Annotated in this window: 13 protein-coding genes, 1 pseudogene and 1 riboswitch; of the genes and pseudogenes, 6 read left to right on the plus strand and 8 right to left on the minus strand. The window is 72.5% G+C overall.

The genetic code is table 11. The features are described from left to right. Positions 1-39 precede the first annotated feature (39 nt). The gene (locus AB0L89_RS07345) at positions 40-2670 is read right to left on the minus strand and encodes an MXAN_6230/SCO0854 family RING domain-containing protein (RefSeq protein WP_365135818.1); all 2631 of its coding nucleotides are present in this window, start codon (positions 2668-2670) and stop codon (positions 40-42) included. A gap of 146 nt (positions 2671-2816) precedes the next feature. Continuing rightward, positions 2817-4256 (minus strand): gamma-aminobutyraldehyde dehydrogenase, encoded by a 1440-nt coding sequence (locus AB0L89_RS07350; RefSeq protein ID WP_055698977.1) that lies wholly within the window; start codon positions 4254-4256, stop codon positions 2817-2819. A gap of 195 nt (positions 4257-4451) precedes the next feature. On the opposite strand from AB0L89_RS07350, the gene AB0L89_RS07355 reads away from it, so the two are divergent. The 6 genes and pseudogenes from AB0L89_RS07355 to AB0L89_RS07380 all read left to right on the plus strand — a co-directional run bounded on the left by AB0L89_RS07355 (position 4452) and on the right by AB0L89_RS07380 (position 10734). Beyond that, positions 4452-4985 (plus strand): Lrp/AsnC family transcriptional regulator, encoded by a 534-nt coding sequence (locus tag AB0L89_RS07355; protein WP_365135821.1) that lies wholly within the window; start codon positions 4452-4454, stop codon positions 4983-4985. After that, the gene (locus tag AB0L89_RS07360; RefSeq protein WP_365135824.1) at positions 4970-6349 is read left to right on the plus strand and encodes an aspartate aminotransferase family protein; all 1380 of its coding nucleotides are present in this window, start codon (positions 4970-4972) and stop codon (positions 6347-6349) included. The genes AB0L89_RS07355 and AB0L89_RS07360 overlap by 16 nt, the downstream gene beginning before the upstream one ends. Positions 6350-6533: 184 nt before the next feature. Further along, positions 6534-7223, plus strand: a pseudogene (locus AB0L89_RS07365) (ATP-binding cassette domain-containing protein); the annotation flags it as partial. A 587-nt stretch (positions 7224-7810) separates the two neighbouring features. Then, a complete protein-coding gene (locus AB0L89_RS07370; RefSeq protein ID WP_365135827.1) occupies positions 7811-8989 on the plus strand; it encodes a hypothetical protein in 1179 nt (392 codons plus the stop codon). Positions 8990-9125: 136 nt separating this feature from the next. Further along, a complete protein-coding gene (locus AB0L89_RS07375; RefSeq protein WP_365135830.1) occupies positions 9126-9530 on the plus strand; it encodes a VOC family protein in 405 nt (134 codons plus the stop codon). A gap of 37 nt (positions 9531-9567) precedes the next feature. Continuing rightward, a complete protein-coding gene (locus AB0L89_RS07380; RefSeq protein ID WP_365135833.1) occupies positions 9568-10734 on the plus strand; it encodes an LOG family protein in 1167 nt (388 codons plus the stop codon). A gap of 97 nt (positions 10735-10831) precedes the next feature. On the opposite strand, the gene AB0L89_RS07385 is transcribed toward AB0L89_RS07380, so the two are convergent. From AB0L89_RS07385 to AB0L89_RS07410, 6 genes are all read right to left on the minus strand, one after another. Next, positions 10832-11623 carry a maleylpyruvate isomerase family mycothiol-dependent enzyme gene (locus AB0L89_RS07385; protein WP_365135836.1) on the minus strand — a complete coding sequence of 264 codons (792 nt, stop codon included), beginning with the start codon at positions 11621-11623 and terminating at the stop codon, positions 10832-10834. Between the two features lie 220 nt (positions 11624-11843). After that, positions 11844-12872: an ABC transporter ATP-binding protein gene (locus AB0L89_RS07390; protein WP_365135839.1), complete on the minus strand. Its 1029-nt coding sequence runs from the start codon at positions 12870-12872 to the stop codon at positions 11844-11846. Further along, positions 12872-14482 (minus strand): iron ABC transporter permease, encoded by a 1611-nt coding sequence (locus AB0L89_RS07395; RefSeq protein WP_365137160.1) that lies wholly within the window; start codon positions 14480-14482, stop codon positions 12872-12874. Before AB0L89_RS07395 ends, AB0L89_RS07390 begins: the two co-directional genes overlap by 1 nt. Positions 14483-14544: 62 nt before the next feature. Beyond that, the gene (locus AB0L89_RS07400; protein WP_365135842.1) at positions 14545-15618 is read right to left on the minus strand and encodes a thiamine ABC transporter substrate-binding protein; all 1074 of its coding nucleotides are present in this window, start codon (positions 15616-15618) and stop codon (positions 14545-14547) included. 77 nt (positions 15619-15695) lie between these two features. Further along, a riboswitch (TPP riboswitch) is annotated at positions 15696-15812 on the minus strand. A 33-nt stretch (positions 15813-15845) separates the two neighbouring features. Then, the gene (gene rlmN / locus AB0L89_RS07405; RefSeq protein WP_365135845.1) at positions 15846-16952 is read right to left on the minus strand and encodes a 23S rRNA (adenine(2503)-C(2))-methyltransferase RlmN; all 1107 of its coding nucleotides are present in this window, start codon (positions 16950-16952) and stop codon (positions 15846-15848) included. Positions 16953-17094: 142 nt separating this feature from the next. After that, entirely contained in the window at positions 17095-18198 is a 1104-nt protein-coding gene (locus AB0L89_RS07410; protein ID WP_365135848.1) for a phosphatidate cytidylyltransferase, read from the minus strand. Positions 18199-18214 lie beyond the last annotated feature (16 nt).

Genomic DNA, 18214 nt, shown 5'->3' on the forward strand with positions numbered 1-18214 from the left:
AGCGTCGAGCCCCGTCGCGTGGACCCGACACCCTGTCGATCACCCCGCCGCTCGCGGCCCGGCGGACCGCCGGGCCGGCTCCAGCCACGCCGCCAGGTCCCCCGCCGTGATCCGCTCCAGCGGGGCGGCGTCGACCGGGCCCGGGTAGAGCCGGTACGCCGTGCCGGACGCGACGTCGTCCGCACCCGCCAACTCGCCGTGCAGCAGCGCCAGAAGCGCACGGCGCCCGCCGAGCTCCGGCTCGGCGCGCAGCGCGTCCGGCTCCCATCCGTCCCTGATCCGCAGCGCGAAGTCCTCGCGCGGCTCGTCCTCGGCACGGCGGTAGCCCCACAGGACGTGGCCGCGCCCGCGCACGTACACGTCGCCGTCGGTGCGGGCCGCCGCGGTCCAGCAGGCCAGGTCCCACAGCGTGGCCCGGCCGCCCGGCGTGAAGGTGTCGAGCAGGTCGCTGCCCAGGTGGGCGAGCTTCCTGCGGTAGCGCCACACGTCGTGCGCGCCGCCGCTCGTGGCGAGGGTGACGTCGGCCCACCACGCGCGCCGTGTCCGCAGGTCGACGATCATCGGGACGCGCACCGTCGCGTCGCCCGCGAGGTCGAAGCGCCGGCGCACGGTGCGCGGGTCGTAGACGGCCCGCGCCGTGCCCTCGACGGCCATGAACCCCGCGAAGGCGTCGGGGAGTTCGTCGAACGGCACGTCGTTGTACGACAGGACCGCGGGCACCACGAACCGCACGCCCGCGTGCGCGAGCCGCGGCAGGTTCAGGTCCAGGTACTCGGTGGCGCCGTGCGGGGCGGGCGCCGAGGTCAGGTCGCCGGAGTGCAGGGCGGCGCCGCCCGCGTACTCCAGCTGGGTGTAGTCGCACAGGCCGACGAAGCGCCACTGGTCGTCGTAGAGCGCGACGGACAGGTCGAGGTCGACGCGCAGGCCCTTGGGCTGCGTCCAGTGCAGGAAGAGCCGCACGGTCTCGCCGTCCGCGGGCATCGGCAGCGCGCTGCCGCGCGGCACGGCGACCAGCGAGGCGGCCGAGGCGCGCTCGGCGAACGGCACGGGCAGGTCGGTGAGCGAGGCGTCGAGGACCGCCAGGTCGTACCGCTCCCCCTCGCGCGCGGCCAGGCGCCGCACGGCCTCCGCCGCGATCAGCTCACCGGCGCGCCCCGCGACCCGGGCGGGCAGCGGCGGGCGCTCGTCCGCGACCGCGTACGCCTTGGTGACGCGTCCGCGCGGGAAGAAGACCCGGCGGTGGCCGGGCACGGCGCGGACCTGCATCCGGCCGTACGCGCCGAGCAGCGGCCCGGGGGCGGTGCGGGGCAGGGCCCCGGCGAGCGCCTCGCCGAGCGTCTCCGGCAGGGTCGCCGCGCCGGAGCGGGCCAGCAACAGGTCCAGACGGCGCAGGAGTTCACCGGGTCGCTCGGCCAGCAGGCGCGCCGCGCCCTCGGTGTCCCAGCGGCCCAGCGCCGCCTCGACGCGCGCCTGCCAGGTGACGACGCGCAGCCGGTCGCCGGACAGGCGCACGTCGTCGTGCCGGGCGGCCTCGGCGAGCAGCAGTTCGCCGAGCGCGTCCTCGCCGAGGCGCGTCCCGCGCAGCACGGCGAAGGCGAGCGCCGCGCGCGGGTGCCGGTGGGCGCCCTCGAAGGGGTGCAGGATCTCGCCGGCCCGCTTCCACGCGCGCGGGTGGCGGGCCATGTCCTCGGCGAGGCGCGCGAAGTCCAGCCCGTCGAGCAGGTCCAGGAGCGCACGGCGGACCGGCCGCGAAAGGCCGCGCAGGCGCGGGAGTTCGAGCAGGTCGGGGTCGCCGCCGGAGCGTACGGCGAGGATGCGCAGCACGTCGGTGGCGGTGTCCGCGTACCGCGCGACGAGCGGGCGCGTCGCGGGCAGGTCGAGGAGCGGCGCGAGGGCGAGCGCCTTGCTCTCGCGCAGCGGGACGGCGGCGGGCAGCCACCGTCCGGCGTCGGCCGGGTCCAGGCGCCCGAGGAGGAGGACCAGGTCGTCGTGGTCCTCGGGGTTCAGGGGCGTGCGGCGGGCGAGCAGCGCGGTGAGCTCGGCGGCGGCGTCGCCGGGCGCGCCGAGGCGCAGGGTGCGCAGGATCGCGCCGCCGTCGCCGCCGAGGCCCGCGCCGGTGTCGAGCCAGGGGTCGGTGGGCCCGTCCGTCTCGTAGCGGTTCTCGCAGATCGGGCAGGCGTACCAGACGCAGCACTCGTCGCAGCAGCCCCAGTCGTCGATCTTGGTGAGGCAGTCGTCGCAGAGCAGGTGGGCGCAGGGGCCGAGGGCGCGCACCCGGTTCCCGGTGCCCGCGCAGTTCATGCAGGGCTGGTGCGGCTGGGCGGCGAGGCGCGCGGCGACGACGGAGGTGAAGTGCCGGTGCGCGTACTGGTACGGGATCTCGTCGGGGAACCGGCGGAAGAGGGGCTCGTGGTGACGGTCGGAGCCCAGCAGCGCGTCGACGTCGGCGAGCAGCCCGTGCCCGGTCGCGGCGAGGTCCTCGACGGACAGCGCGGTGAGCGCGCGGCGCAGCGGGGCGGTCAACAGGTGGCCGCGGTCGGCGAGTTCGGCCTCGAGGACGACGACGGCGGCATCGGTCACCGAGGACCGTCCGGCGCCCTCGGGCACGGACACGCTCTGCCGGCGGCGCAGCAGCAGTCCCGCGAGGTCGTCGGTCGTCGTCTTCGTCATCAGGTCATACCCCCGTGCGTACGCAAAGGCGGGGGCGGGAAGTGGGTGCGCTACGGATCTTTTGCAGAGAAGAGAAGAAGGAAGCACACCGCGGAGCCGCCCCCGCGTACGCAACGGTACGCGGGGGCGGATCGGGCGTCACACGATTAACCCTCGATGGACGTCATCACGTGCTTGATGCGCGTGTAGTCGTCGAAGCCGTACGCGGACAGGTCCTTGCCGTAGCCGGACTTCTTGAAGCCGCCGTGCGGCATCTCCGCGACCAGCGGGATGTGCGTGTTGATCCAGACGCAGCCGAAGTCGAGGACCTTGGACATGCGCATCGCGCGCGCGTGGTCCTTCGTCCAGACGGAGGAGGCGAGCGCGTACTCGACGCCGTTCGCGTACTCGACGGCCTGTGCCTCGTCCGTGAAGGACTGCACGGTGATGACGGGGCCGAAGACCTCGTTCTGGATGATCTCGTCGTCCTGCTTGAGGCCGGAGACCACGGTCGGCGCGTAGAAGTAGCCCTTCTCGCCGACCTGGTGGCCGCCCGCCTCGACCTTGGCGTGCGCGGGCAGCCGGTCGATGAAGCCGGAGACCTGCTTGAGCTGGTTGGCGTTGTTGAGCGGGCCGTAGAGCACGTCCTCGTCGTCCGGCTGCCCGGTCTTCGTGTCGGCGGCGGCCTTGGCGAGCGCCGTCACGAACTCGTCGTGGATGGACTCGTGGACGAGCACGCGCGTGGCGGCCGTACAGTCCTGGCCCGCGTTGAAGAAGCCCGCCTCGGAGATGCCCGCGACGGCACCGGCGATGTCGGTGTCCTCGAAGACGACGACGGGCGCCTTGCCGCCGAGCTCCAGGTGGACCCGCTTGAGGTCCTTGGAGGCGGACTCGGCGACCTGCATGCCGGCGCGCACGGAGCCGGTGATGGAGGCCATCGCGGGCGTCTTGTGCTCGACCATGGCGCGGCCGGTGTCACGGTCGCCGGTGACGACGTTGAAGACGCCGGGCGGCACGATGGAGCCGATGATCTCGGCCATCAGGACGGTCGACGCCGGCGTGGTGTCGGACGGCTTGAGGACGACCGTGTTGCCCGCGGCGAGCGCCGGGGCGAACTTCCACACGCCCATCATCATGGGGTAGTTCCACGGCGCGACCTGCGCGCAGACGCCGATCGGCTCGCGGCGGATGATGGAGGTCAGACCCTCCATGTACTCGCCCGCGGCGCGGCCTTCGAGCATCCGGGCCGCACCCGCGAAGAAGCGGATCTGGTCGACCATGGGCGGGATCTCCTCGGACCGCGTGAGCCCGATCGGCTTGCCCGTGTTCTCGACCTCGGCGGCGATGAGCTCCTCGGCGCGCTCCTCGAACGCGTCGGCGATCTTGAGCAGGGCCTTCTGCCGCTCGGCGGGCGTCAGGTCGCGCCAGGCGGGGAACGCGTCGGCCGCGGCCTTCATGGCGGCGTCGACGTCGGCCTGACCCGACAGCGGCGCGGTGGCGTAGGCCTCGCCCGTCGCCGGATTGATCACCTCGGTGGTCCGTCCGTCGGCCGCGTCCCGGAATTCTCCGTTGATGTAGTTGCGCAGACGGCGCAGCTCGGTGGTCACTGCCGGCCCTCCTGTCAGATTCCCGGTGCCCCGGTGTGCCCCGGGGTCCCGATGTCCAGTGGATGAGACACCCACCCTAATCGCTGTACCGACGCTTTCAACATACCCAGCAGCCCAGAACTGCGGAATTCGTGAGTATCGAAGTCTTGAACAACGAATTTCATCGATCTGGCCTTGCGGAAGTGACGAGACGTCGTGCACAGTGAGGTCGTGGCCAGTCGCAGCGCAGACCCCAGTAACCCCCGCAGCTCCCGCACCGGGAACGGCGGCGGGAGCGGCACCCCGCCGGTGGACGCCGTCTCTCTGGCGATCATCGAGCAGCTCCAGGAGGACGGACGCCGTCCGTACGCCGCCATCGGCAAGGCCGTGGGCCTGTCCGAGGCGGCCGTGCGCCAGCGCGTCCAGAAGCTGCTCGACCAGGGCGTGATGCAGATCGTCGCCGTCACGGACCCGCTCACCGTGGGCTTCCGCAGGCAGGCGATGGTCGGCATCGACGTCGAGGGCGATGTGGACCCGGTCGCGGACGCCGTGGCCGCCATGCCGGAGGCCGAGTACGTGGTGATGACCGCGGGCTCGCACGACCTCCTCGTGGAGATCGTCTGCGAAGACGACGACCACCTGCTCGAAGTCATCAACAAGCGCATCCGCGCCCTCCCCGGCGTGCGCTCCACCGAGAGCTTCGTCTACCTCAAGCTCAAGAAGCAGACCTATATGTGGGGAACCCGATAGCCGTGAGCAAGGACCTCAGCCAAACCGCCTACGACCACCTGTGGATGCACTTCACCCGCATGTCGTCGTACGAGAACGCGCCCGTTCCCACCATCGTGCGTGGCGAGGGCACCTACATCTACGACGACAAGGGCAAGAAGTACCTGGACGGCCTCTCCGGCCTGTTCGTCGTCAACGCCGGCCACGGCCGTCACGAGCTCGCCGAGACCGCCTACAAGCAGGCGCAGGAGCTGGCCTTCTTCCCGGTGTGGAGCTACGCCCACCCCAAGGCCGTCGAGCTGGCGGAACGTCTGGCCGACTACGCGCCGGGCGACCTCAACAAGGTCTTCTTCACCACCGGCGGCGGCGAGGCCGTCGAGACCGCGTGGAAGCTGGCGAAGCAGTACCACAAGCTCAACGGCAACCACACGAAGTACAAGGTCATCTCGCGCGCGGTCGCCTACCACGGCACCCCGCAGGGCGCCCTGTCCATCACCGGTCTGCCGGCCCTCAAGGCCCCCTTCGAGCCGCTGGTCCCCGGCGCGCACAAGGTCCCGAACACCAACATCTACCGCGCCCCGATCCACGGCGACGACCCCGAGGCCTTCGGCCGCTGGGCCGCCGACCAGATCGAGCAGGAGATCCTCTTCGAGGGCCCGGAGACGGTCGCCGCCGTCTTCCTGGAGCCGGTGCAGAACGCGGGCGGCTGCTTCCCGCCCCCGCCCGGCTACTTCCAGCGCGTGCGCGAGATCTGCGACCAGTACGACGTACTGCTCGTCTCGGACGAGGTCATCTGCGCCTTCGGCCGCCTCGGCACGATGTTCGCCTGCGACAAGTTCGGCTACGTCCCGGACATGATCACCTGCGCCAAGGGCATGACCTCGGGCTACTCCCCGATCGGCGCGTGCATCGTCTCGGACCGCATCGCCGAGCCGTTCTACAAGGGCGACAACACCTTCCTGCACGGCTACACCTTCGGCGGCCACCCCGTCTCCGCCGCGGTCGGCCTCGCCAACCTCGACATCTTCGAGAAGGAGGGCCTGAACCAGCACGTGCTCGACAACGAGGACGCGTTCTACCAGACCCTCCGCAAGCTGCTCGACCTGCCGATCGTCGGCGACGTCCGCGGCAACGGCTTCTTCTACGGCATCGAGCTGGTGAAGGACAAGGCCACCAAGGAGACGTTCAACGACGAGGAGACCGAGCGCGTCCTGTACGGCTTCCTCTCCAAGGCGCTCTACGACAACGGCCTGTACTGCCGTGCCGACGACCGCGGCGACCCGGTCGTCCAGCTGGCCCCGCCGCTGATCTCCACCCAGGAGACCTTCGACGAGATCGAGGGCGTCCTGCGACAGGTCCTCACGGAGGCCTGGACGAAGCTGTGACCTCCGGCGGTCAGGTCTGAGCAGACACCGGCCCGGGGCACCCGTTCGAGTGAGAACGGGTGACCCGGGCCGCGTCCTTTCCTGGCTGGTCCACCCGAATCCCTAGCGTGCCCAGTGACCGATCGGCCCCGCCTTCGTTCCCCCGTACGGGGGAGGCAAACTGATCTGAACCGAGGTGTACGCCATGGTGGCCCCGCCGGACAACGACGTGCTGTGGGCACGCGCTCTGCACGTCAAGCACAACGGCTCCCCCGCCCTCACCGGCGTCTCGCTCGGTGTCCGCGAGGGCGAGATCCTCGCCGTCAACGGCCCGCGCGGCTGCGGCAAGACGACCCTCCTGCGGTGCCTGTCGGGCCAACTGCTGCCCCAGCAGGGCGAGGTGTGGTTCAACAGCACGCCCGTCCACACGATGGGCCCCTTCGTGCGCGAGCGGCTGCGCCGCGACCGGTTCGGCTGGATCGACCCCGAGCCGCACCTCGTCCCCGAGCTCACCGCCTGGGAGAACGTCGCGCTGCCGCTGATGCTGCGCGGCGCCTCGCACCGCGTCGCCAAACCGGCCGCCCAGGAGTGGCTCGACCGGCTCGACATCGGCGACTGCGCCCGCAAGCGTCCGCACGCCCTGCTCCAGGCGGAGCGCCAGCGCGTCTCCATCGCCCGCGCCCTGGTCACCACGCCGAACGTCCTCTTCGCGGACGAGCCCACGGCTCCCCTGCACCGCGCCGACCGCGCGCACGTGCTGCGCACCCTGACGACGGCGGCGCGCTCCCACGGCATCACGGTCGTCCTCGCCACGCACGACGCGGAGGTCGCCACCCTCGCCGACCGCACGGTCACCCTGCTGGACGGCCGCCGCGTGAACACGGTGCATCTGCCGGCCGGGGACGGGACCGGGACCGGGACCGGGGCCGGTGGTTCCGCACCGGCCGCGCGGTCGGGCGGGGCTTCACGGGCCTCTTCACGGGCCTCGGAGACTCCTGGGGCTTCGAGGGGCGCCGAGGCCTCCCGGGGCGTGGCAGGTTCCGGCGCCCCCTCAGGGGCCGGTGGCCCGGCGGGCTCCGGTGTCACGGCGAGGTCCGCCGGTGCGGGGGCGGCCGACGCCTCTTCGGGTGCCGGGGCCGCGGGCGCCGGGCGCGCCACGAGTGGGGCGGGTACCGCGGCCGGGTCGGGGACCGCCGACGCCGCAGCCGGTACGCACACGGCAGCCGCTCCCACCGGGACCCATCAGGCAGCCGTTCCCACCGGTACGCGCCAGGCGGCCCCTCCCACCGGTACGCAGCAGCCCGCCGCCACGCGCGGCTCGGGTGCCGGTGCCACGCCCGCGCAGGGCTCCGGCGCGGCTGCCGGGGCCGGGGCCACCGCCACCCCCGCCGGCACCGTCGCCGCCACCCCCGCCGGCGCCCCCGCCGGCACCGTCGCCGGAACCGGAACCTCCGGTGTCTCCTCCGCGGAAGGCCGCGCCGCGTGCTCGCTCTCCGTCTAGCCCGCGGGGCGCACCCGCTCGTCCAGCTGCGGCGCCTGCTCGTCGCCGCCGCGTCCGCCGGGACCGGGTTCCTGCTGCTGTGCACCCTGACGTACGCGATGGAACACCCCGGCGCCGGTTCCGTGCTGCGCCTCGCGTGGTGCCTCGCCCCGATCGCGGCCACCGTCCACTTCGCCGTCGCCGTGGCCCGGACCGACCCCGCCACCCGACCCCGTCCCGGGCTCTCCGCCGTGGGGCTCGGGCCCGGCCGCCTGATGGTGCTCGCCGCGATCTCCACGGCCGTGGCCTGCACCCTCGGCTCCCTGCTCGCGCTGCTCTTCTTCCTGCACCTGCGCGGCGACCTGTCGGGGCTGCCCTTCGACGGCGCGGCGGCCGAACTGCTCGCCGCCGACAAGCCGTTGCCCCTCGCCGCCGCCCTGACCCTGCTCACCTTCGTCCCCCTCCTCGCCTCTGCCGTCGTCGCCCTGGTCCTGCGGCCCCGCCCCGCCAAGTCCACCGGAACGGAACCCGGTGCCGACCCGGCCGGGGAACCGGACGCCCCGGCACCGGCGCCGAGCGGACTCCCCTGGGGCGTCGCACTGCTCGCGGCGGGCCTCGCCGTCGAGACGTACGCGAGCCGCTCCGGCGTGGGGGCGGGGGGCGGCGGCCTGCCCATGCCGGGCGGCGCCGACGGCAGCCCGGCGGGCGTACTGGCGGGCTGGGCGCTGACCGCGCTCGGGCTGGTGCTCGCGGGGCCCGGCCTCACCCACCTCTGCGGCCGGATCCTCCAGGCGGTGCGCCCCGGCGCGGTGCGGCTGCTCGCCGGGCGCGTCCTGCAACAGGAGGCGCGCCGCATCGGACGGCCGCTGGGCGTGCTGTGCGCAGTGGCGTCGGGCGCGTACGCCTCGGCCGTGCTGTACGCGGGGCCGCGCCCCGCCGTCGGCCCGCTCACCGCGCTCGGCGCGCTGCTCGTCGCGGGCTGCGCGGTGCTGACCCTGGCCACCGCCGCGATCGAGGCCCGGCAGTCCCGCTCGCACACGACGGCCGCGCTGCTGCGGCTCGGCGCGCCCGCGACGATGCTGCGCGGTTCGGTGGCGCTCCGCGCGGGCGCGCTCGCCGCCGTGTTCGGGCCGCTGACCTGGCTCGTCGCGGAGCTCGCCGCCCTGCCGCTGGTGCGCTGAGCGGCGACGGCGGGGACGGCGACGGCGGGGACACGGGAAAACTCGTGCGAAAAAAGTTCGCGACGGGCGATGAGTTCCGTGCCGAGTGTCCGTCTACCCCTTCGTAAGGCACACGCACTCACTGGGAGAGACACTCATGTACCAGCAGATGATCTTCGTGAACCTGGCCGTCGACGACGTCGCCGCGTCGAAGAAGTTCTTCACGGAGCTCGGCTACACGATCAACCCGCAGTTCTCGACCGACGACTGCGCGTGCGTCGTCATCAGCGAGACCATCATCGCGATGATGCTGAGCAAGCAGCGTTACGCGGACTTCACGCAGAAGGAGATCGCCGACTCCAGAAAGACCAGCGAGACGCTGCTCTGTCTGAGCGCCGAGAGCCGCGAGAAGGTCGACGAGCTCGTCGACAGGGCGATCGCCGCGGGCGGCACGGCGGGCAAGGTCCAGGACTACGGCTCGATGTACGGCCGCGCCTACGACGACCTGGACGGCCACACCTGGGAGATCATGTGGATGGACCCCTCGGAGGTCCAGGGCTGACCGGGCTCTCTCCCCGAGCGCTGCTTAGCATGGGCGAATGCAGCCGACACCCGACAGCGCATCCGCCCCGCACCGCACGGCCGACCCGCAACTCCCGGGCGAGGACCGCGAGATCGAGACCCTCGCCGAGTTCGACGAGGTCGCGGCAGGCGGCGGTCTCGCCGGGTGCCGCGTCCAGGCCGTCGACCTGACGGAGCGCACCTCCGCACTGCTCACCGCCGACGTCGCGGGCGCCGTCTTCCTCGGCTGCCCGATGGACGAGGACGCGGCGGCGCGCGTGCGGGCCGGTGGGGCCCTGGTCTTCCCGCCGGTCCCCGGCCTGCCGTTCAACCCGTACCGCGGTCTGCTGTACACCCCCGACGACCTGTTCGCCGGCCTCGCCGACGGCGGCTACGACGCGACCCCGGACGCCCACGCGTACGACTGGTTCCAGCGGACCACCTCCGACGGCGACGTCTTCTCCTCGATGCTCCGCGCCATCCACGACGACTCCATCTCCGACGCGCTCGACGAACTCCTCGTCGGGGCGCGGGTGGTGGGCGTCATGGGCGGCCACGCGATGGCCCGCGGGACGGAGGCGTACGCGGGCGCCGCCCGGCTCGGCCGGGAGCTGGCCCGCGCGGGCTTCACCGTCGCCACGGGCGGCGGGCCCGGCGCGATGGAGGCGGCGAACCTCGGCGCGTACGCCTCGGTCTTCGCCGACGACATGCTGGACGAGGCGCTCGAACTCCTCGCCAAGGCACCGTCGTTCACGCCGTCGATCACCGAGTGGGCGCGCGCGGCCTTCGCGGTCCGCGAGCGCTGGCCCGCGGGCGGCACGTCGGTGGGCATCCCCACCTGGTTCTACGGCCACGAGCCGCCGAACCCCTTCGCCGCGCACCTGGCCAAGTACTTCGCCAACGCCACCCGCGAGGACGGCCTGCTGGCCCGTTCGAACGCGGGCGTCGTCTTCCTGCCGGGCGCCGCGGGCACGGTCCAGGAGGTCTTCGACAACACGACCCCCAACTACTACGAGTCGCGCGGCGAGCCGCGACCGATGGTCCTCGTCGACCGCGCGCACTGGACGGACCGCCTGCCGGTGTGGCCCCTGCTCCAGGCGCTGGCGCGCGACAGGCCGATGGAGTCGCGGATCGCCCTGGTGGACCGCGTGGAGGAGGCGCCGGACGCGCTGCGGGACCTCGGCGCGGGCGCCCCGACGGACTGAGTGCGGCCCGGGTAACGGACTGGGTGACGGATGAGGTCCGGCCCGGGTATCGGACGGGGTCCGGCCCGGGTGACCCGTCACCCCCGCGGCGCCCCGGTCACCCGAAGGACGCCCGCTCCAGCCAGAAGTCGAGCAGCTCCCGCTCGCCCAAGACCTCCACCTGCCCGCCGTCCAGCGGCCGCCGCCGGTAGAAGGCGAGCAGCACCTCGGTGAGCGGGCCGCGCAGCGCGACCGTCGCCTTCGCGTGCCCGCGCCGCCAGGTGAAGCCGTCCTCGCCGAACTCGATGAGCCACTCGGCGTCCAGGCCGGGCGGGGCATCGGTGGCGTGCAGATGGATGCTGCGCCCGGCGCCCTTGAGCTCGGAGGCGCTGTCCTCGGGGTCGGCGCGCTGGGCGAGCGCGACCAGGTCGAGCCACTCGTCGATCGCGTCGGCCGCGACCTCCGGATCGATCTCGTACGCGACACCGGCGGCGATGGCCGCGTCGGCACGGTGGATCGCCAGCTCGTGCGTCATGCGCCGCGCCCAGAACCCGGCGCTCGGGTCGTCCGACCACGACCAGACCTCGGCGTCGGCGCCCGCCGCGCGGAACGTCCGCTCGCCGAGCTCGGCGGTCCGGGCCAGCCAGGCGTCGAGCGCGGCCGGATCGTCCCCCTCCGGGCCCCCGGCCTCGGGGATGTCCTCCTCCGGGATGTCCCGCTCGGCGCGCGTCGCGACCAGGCGCTCGCTCCAGCGCACCGCGCCGCCCATGTGCCGCACGAGCTGCGCCAGCGTCCAGTCGGGGCAGGTCGGCACGGTGACGGAGAGATCCGCACCGGTCAGCGTGGCCCTCAAGAGGGTTGTTTGGGCGGTCACTTCGGCGCAGTAGCGATCATGGCTCAATCTCGTCATGCCCGCACCTTAGGTCGGCCTCCCCACCGAGGGCACCCGCGTTTTCGCGGGCCCGATCGGGCCCGACCACGTCGGCCTCGGCCAGGCACCGGCATCTCGACCTCAAGACGGTCTCAGCCAGCACCACCGCATCGACCTCGCACCGGTCTCAGCCCAGCACCACCACATCGGCCCCGCACCGGCCTCAGCCCAGCACCACCACATCGGCCCCGCACCGGCCTCAGCCCAGCACCACCACATCGGCGGCGTCGAAGCCGACCCCCACGCTCTCCCCCACCTCCGGCGCCTGCCGCAGCGCGCACGCCGCCTCCAGGCGCGGCCCCTCCTCGGGCTGCAGGTGCACGGCGACATGCGTGCCCCGGAACGTACGCGCCGTCACCACGCACGGCAGCCCCTCGTCGGCGGCCACCAGACGCACCCCGGCCGGCCGCACCAGCACCTTGCGCCGCCCGGCCGGCGCCCCCTCGGGCACCGGTACCTTGCCCCACACCGTGTCGGCGACCTCGCCCGTCACCGTCGCCACGACGACGTTGTCGAAGCCGAGGAAGCGTGCCACGAACTCGTCCGCCGGGCGCTGCCACACCTCAAGGGGCGTACCGGACTGGGCGATCCGCCCGTCCCGCATGACGACGACCCGGTCGGCGAGCGCGAACGCCTCGCCCTGGTCGTGCGTGACGGCGAGCACGGTGGTGCCCAACTCGTCGAAGAGTTCCCTCAGTTCGACCACGAGCCGCTCCCGCAGCGAGCGGTCGAGCTGCCCGAGCGGCTCGTCCAGCATCAGCAGCCGGGGCCGGGGCGCGAGGGCCCGCGCGAGCGCGACCCGCTGCTGCTCGCCGCCGGAGAGCGAGGCGACCGCGCGCCGCTGCGCCTTCGGCAGCCCGACGAGCTCCAGCAACTCCGCCACGCGGTCGGCCTGTTCGCCCCGCGAGGCGCCGTGCATGCGCAGACCGAAGGACACGTTGCCCGCCACGTCGCGCTGCGGGAAGAGCTGGTGGTCCTGGAACATCAGGCCGACGCCCCGCTTGTGCGCGGGCACCCCGCGCTGGTCGCGCCCGCCGAGCAGGACCTGCCCCGCGTCGAGCCCCTGCAGCCCGGCCACCACGCGCAGCAGCGTCGACTTGCCGCTGCCGCTCGGCCCGAGCACACAGACGATCTCGTGCTCGGCGACGTCGAGGCCGACGGCGTCGAGCGCGGCCCGCGCCCCGAACCGTACCGTCGCGTCCCGCAGGCTCAGCAGCGCGTCCGTCATCAGAACTCCCCCGTGGTGCGGTCGGTCCGAATGCGTTCCAGGAGCAGCAGGGACACCGCGCACACCACCATGAGGATCGTCGAAAGGGCCATCGCCTGGCCGTAGTTGAGGTCACCGGCCCGCCCGAGCAGCCGCGCCACGGCGACCGGCAGCGTCGGATTGTCGGGCCGCGCGATGAAGACGGTCGCCCCGAACTCGCCGAGCGACACGGCGAAGGCGAACCCGGCGGCGATCAGCAGCGCCCGCCGCACCATCGGCAGGTCGACCTCCCGCCACGCCCGCAGCGGCGAGGCCCCGAGCACGGCCGCCGCCTCGCGCAGCCGTCCGTCCACCGCGCGCAGGACGGGCAGCATGGTGCGTACGACGAAGGGCACGCCCACCAGCGCCTGGGCGAGCGGCACCAGGATCCAGGAGGACCGCAGGTCGAGCGGCGGCTTGTCCAGCGTGATCAGGAACCCGAAGCCGACCGTCACCGCGGAGACCCCGAGCGGCAGCATGAGCAGGGCGTCGAAGCCGCGGACGAGCCGGCCGGCGCGCCGGGTCAGCGCGGCCGCCGCGAGCCCGCCGATGACGACCGCGATGGCCGTGGCGACGACCGCGTACTGCAGGGAGTTCCAGACCGCCTCGATCGGCGGCACGAGGAAGGCGCCGCCGTCCGCCGAGGTCAGCTCCTTGTAGTACGCGAACCCGAAGCCGTCGGGACCGTCGAACGACCGCTGGACGAGCACGCCGAGCGGCAGCACGATCAGCACGGCGACCGTCGCCATGACCAGGCCGAGCAGCGTCCACTGCCCCGCCCCGCGCGGGCGCCGCGCGACGGCCGCCGCGTCGACGAGCTTCAGCGCACTCTCGCGCCGGCGCACCGTCCACGCGTGGACCGCCAGGATCAGCCCGACGGCGGCGAACTGCACGATCGTCAGGACGGCGGCCGTCGGCAGGTCGAGGAGCTGGGCGGTCTGCCGGTAGATCTCCACTTCGAGCGTCGAGTACGCGGGTCCGCCGAGGATCTGCACGACGCCGAAGGAGGTGAAGGTGAAGAGGAAGACCATGAGCGCGGCGGCGGCCACCGCCGGGCCGAGGGCGGGCAGCGTCACCGTCCGCCAGGCCCTGAGGCGCGAGGCGCCGAGCATCCGCGCGGCCTCCTCCTGCCGCGGGTCGAGCTGCGACCAGAGCCCGCCGACCGTGCGGACGACGACCGCGTAGTTGAAGAAGACGTGCGCGAGCAGGATCGCCCACACCGTGGTGTCCAGGCGCACGCCCCACAGCTCGTCGAAGAGCCCGCCCCGCCCGATGAGCGCGAGGAAGGCCGTCCCGACGACGACCGTCGGCAGCACGAACGGCACGGTGACCACGGCCCGCAGCACCTGCTTGCCGGGGAAGTCGAAGCGCGCGAAGACGTACGCGCCGGGGAGCGCGATCAGCAGCGTCAGACCGGTCGAGGCGAGCGCCTGCCAGGTGGTGAACCACAGCACGGACCGGATGTCGGACTGCCCGAGCACCTCGGTGATCCGCCCGAAGCGCCAGACGCCGTCGACGTGCAGCCCGCGCGCGACGATCGCCGTGACGGGGTAGGCGAAGAAGAGCGCGAAGAACGCGACGGGCGCGGCCATCAGACCGAGCCGCGCCGCGCTCCCGCGGGAGCGCCCCTGCACGGGGCGCACTTTCACTTCCGTCACTTCAGTACGAGCGAGGTCCACGACTTGATCCACGCCTCGCGGTTGTCCGCGATCTTCTTCGGGTCCAGGGTCTCGGGCTCGTCGACCGTCACACCGTGCTTCGTGAACAGCTCGGGCAGCTCGGTGCCCTCGCGCACGGGGTTCACGAACATGTTCAGCGGCATGTCCTCCTGGAACTCCTTGCCCGCGAGGAAGTCGAGGAGCGCCTTGCCGCCCTTGGTGTTCTTGGCGTTGCTGAGCAGCCCCGCGTACTCGACCTGACGGAAGCAGGTGCCGGTGGCGACGCCGGTGGGCGCCTCCTTGGGCTGCGGCTCGGCGTAGAGGACTTCGACGGGCGGCGAGGAGGCGTAGGAGACGACGAGCGGGCGGTCGCCCTTGGCCTTCTTGCCGCCGGCGGAGCCGGAGAACTCCTCGTTGTAGGCCTGCTCCCAGCCGTCGACGACCTTGACGCCGTTGGCCTTGAGCTTCGTCCAGTAGTCCTGCCAGCCCTTGTCGCCGTACTGGGCGGCGGTGCCGAGCAGGAAGCCGAGGCCGGGCGACGAGGTCGAGGCGTTCTCGGTCACGAGCAGGTTCTTGTACCGCGGCTCGGCCAGGTCGTCGAAGGACTTCGGCGGCGCGAGCTTCTTGTCGGCGAAGTACTTCTTGTCGTAGTTGACGCAGATGTCACCGCTGTCGACGGGCGTGACCCGGTGCTTGTCCTGGTCGACCCGGTACTGCGCCCCGATCTTGTCCGAGCCCTTGGCCTCGTACGACTGGAAGAGCCCGTTGTCGAGCGCGCGCGAGAGCAGGGTGTTGTCGACGCCGAAGAAGACGTCGCCCTGCGGGTTGTCCTTGGACAGGATCGCCTTGTTCACGGCGGCGCCCGCGTCACCGTCCTTGAGGACCTTGACCTTGTAGCCCGACCGCTTCTCGAAGTCCTTCAGTACGTCCTTGGAGACGTTGAAGGAGTCGTGGCTGACGAGCGTGACGCTCTTGGCGTCGCTCTCCCCGGACCCGCCGCACGCGGAGAGCGCGACGAGCCCGAGGCCCACCGCGACCGCGGCGGACGTGACCTTCTTGGTGGTGCTCACTGACTTTCCTCCTGGGTGACCAGGAGAAGACGCGGCCCTGCCCGCCGGCCGGACGGCCTGCGGGCAGGGCGCAACAGCTTGAGTGATGACCGAACTTCCTACCCGGAATGACCCGGGCGAGGTTCAGAGGGTCTGCGGCCCACCTGTCCAAGGTGCCGCACTCTCAGCGCTGTGGCGCTCCCCTGTCGGAATATGCAGATGTGTGTACGAGCCGTACGCCCGCCAGACTACCTCTCGGCCGCGGCGAGCTGGCCGCACGCTCCGTCGATCTCCTGGCCCCGGGTGTCCCGGATCGTGACCGGCACGCCATGGGCGGCGATGGCCTCCACGAACGCCTTCTCGTCCTCCGGCCGCGAGGCCGTCCACTTGGAGCCCGGCGTCGGGTTCAGCGGTATGAGGTTCACGTGCACGGGCTTGCCCTTGAGGAGCCGGCCGAGCCGGTCACCGCGCCACGCCTGGTCGTTGATGTCCCTGATCAGCGCGTACTCGATGGAGAGGCGGCGCCCCGACTTCGCGGCGTACTCCCAGCCCGCGTCGAGCACCTCGCGCACCTTCCAGCGCGTGTTGACCGGCACGAGGGTGTCGCGCAGCTCGTCGTCCGGGGCGTGCAGCGAGATGGCGAGGCGGCACTTGAAGCCCTCGTCGGCGAACCGGTGGATCGCCGGGACGAGCCCGACCGTCGAGACCGTGATGCCGCGCTGCGAGAGGCCGAGACCATCCGGCTCGGGGTCGGTCAGCGCGCGGATGGCGCCGACGACGCGCTTGTAGTTGGCGAGCGGCTCGCCCATCCCCATGAAGACGATGTTGGAGAGCCGCGCGGGCCCGCCGGGGATCTCGCCGTCCCGCAGCGCCCGCATGCCGTCCACGATCTGGTGCACGATCTCGCCGGTCGAGAGATTCCGGTCGAGCCCGGCCTGTCCCGTGGCACAGAACGGACAGTTCATGCCACAGCCCGCCTGGGAGCTGATGCACATGGTGACCCGGTCCGGGTACCGCATGAGGACCGACTCGACGAGCGTCCCGTCGAACAGACGCCAGAGCGTCTTGCGGGTGGTGTCGTCGTCACAGCTGATGTGCCGCACCACGGACATCAGATCGGGCAGCAACGCGTCACGGAGCTTCTCGCGCGCACCGGCGGGGATGTCGGTCCACTCCGCCGGGTCGTGGGCGTACCGCGCGAAGTAGTGCTGCGAGAGCTGTTTGGCGCGGAACGGCTTCTCGCCGATGGCGGCGACGGCTTCCTTGCGCTCGGCGGGCGTGAGGTCGGCGAGGTGCCGCGGCGGCTTCTTGGCTCCGCGGGGCGCGACGAAAGTGAGTTCTCCGGGCTTAGGCATGGCACTACCAGTGTCGCAGATGACCGCCCATGCCTCTCGCGCCCGGAAACCCGATCACCACGCCGCCCCCGGCCCCCACGGCAACGAGCCCCCTTCCGGTGCGGGAAGAGGGCTCGTACAACGATCTGTGCAAGGGAACCGCTCAGCCGGAGCCGACGAAGACCACCAGCAGCAGCCACACCACCGGTGCCGTCGGGAGCAGGGAGTCGAGGCGGTCCATGATGCCGCCGTGGCCCGGCAGCAGCGTGCCCATGTCCTTGATCCCGAGGTCCCGCTTGATCATCGACTCGCCGAGGTCACCGAGCGTGGCGCTCGCCGCGACCGCGAGGCCGATCAGCAGGCCCTGCCACCACGTACCGCCGTCGATCAGGAACTGCATGCACAGCGCACCCGCGGCCATCGCGAAGGTGACCGCGCCGACCAGGCCCTCGCGGGTCTTGCCGGGGCTGATGCGCGGCGCCAGCTTGTGCTTGCCGAAGCGCCAGCCGATCGCATACGCGCCGGTGTCGCTGACCACGGTCAGGAGCAGGAAGGTCAGCACCCGCTGCGGACCGTCGTCCGCGGTGAGCATCAGCGCCACGAACGTCGCGAGGAAGGGGACGTAGAAGGCCGCGAAGACCCCCGCCGTGACGTCCTTCAGATAGCCCTCGGGAGGCTCGGTCATGCGCCAGACGAGCACCGCGAGCGCCGTGAGCGCCATCGCGACCCAGGCGCCCTCGGCCCCGCGGACGTAGCCGGCGACGACCATCGCCGCGCCGCCCACCGCCAGCGGCACCAGCGGCGCCTTGATCTCCTTGCGCTCCTCGAGCCGGGAGGTGAGCTCCCAGAGACCGACCACGACGGCGACCGCTATGACGCCGACGAAGACGGCCTTCACGATGAACAACGACGCGACGATCACCGCGCCGAGTCCCACACCGACTCCTATGGCCGCCCCGAGGTCGCGACCCGCGCTCTTCTTCTGCGGTGCTGCCGGGGCGGGCTGTGGTGCGCTGGGCATGGGCTCCTGCGGAGGCTCGTCACGGAACAGGGGGCCGCCCATCCGAGTGGCCCCCCGGTCGTCGTCCTGGTCTCCGCCGTTCACGGGTACGTCGGGCACGATGGGCATGGGCTGCGTCTCAGACGGAAACAGCGCGTCCTGCGCATCGTACGCGGGACCCGGCGGGGTCGCCCCCTGACCAGGCCCCTGGTCGGGCGGCCCCCAATACCCGGCTCTGGGCGGCGCCCCCCAGGAAGAGTCGTTCACGGATCGGTTTCCTGAT

Origin of the sequence: Streptomyces sp. NPDC052114 (assembly GCF_040680155.1) — a bacterium.
Taxonomy (GTDB): Bacteria; Actinomycetota; Actinomycetes; order Streptomycetales; family Streptomycetaceae; genus Streptomyces.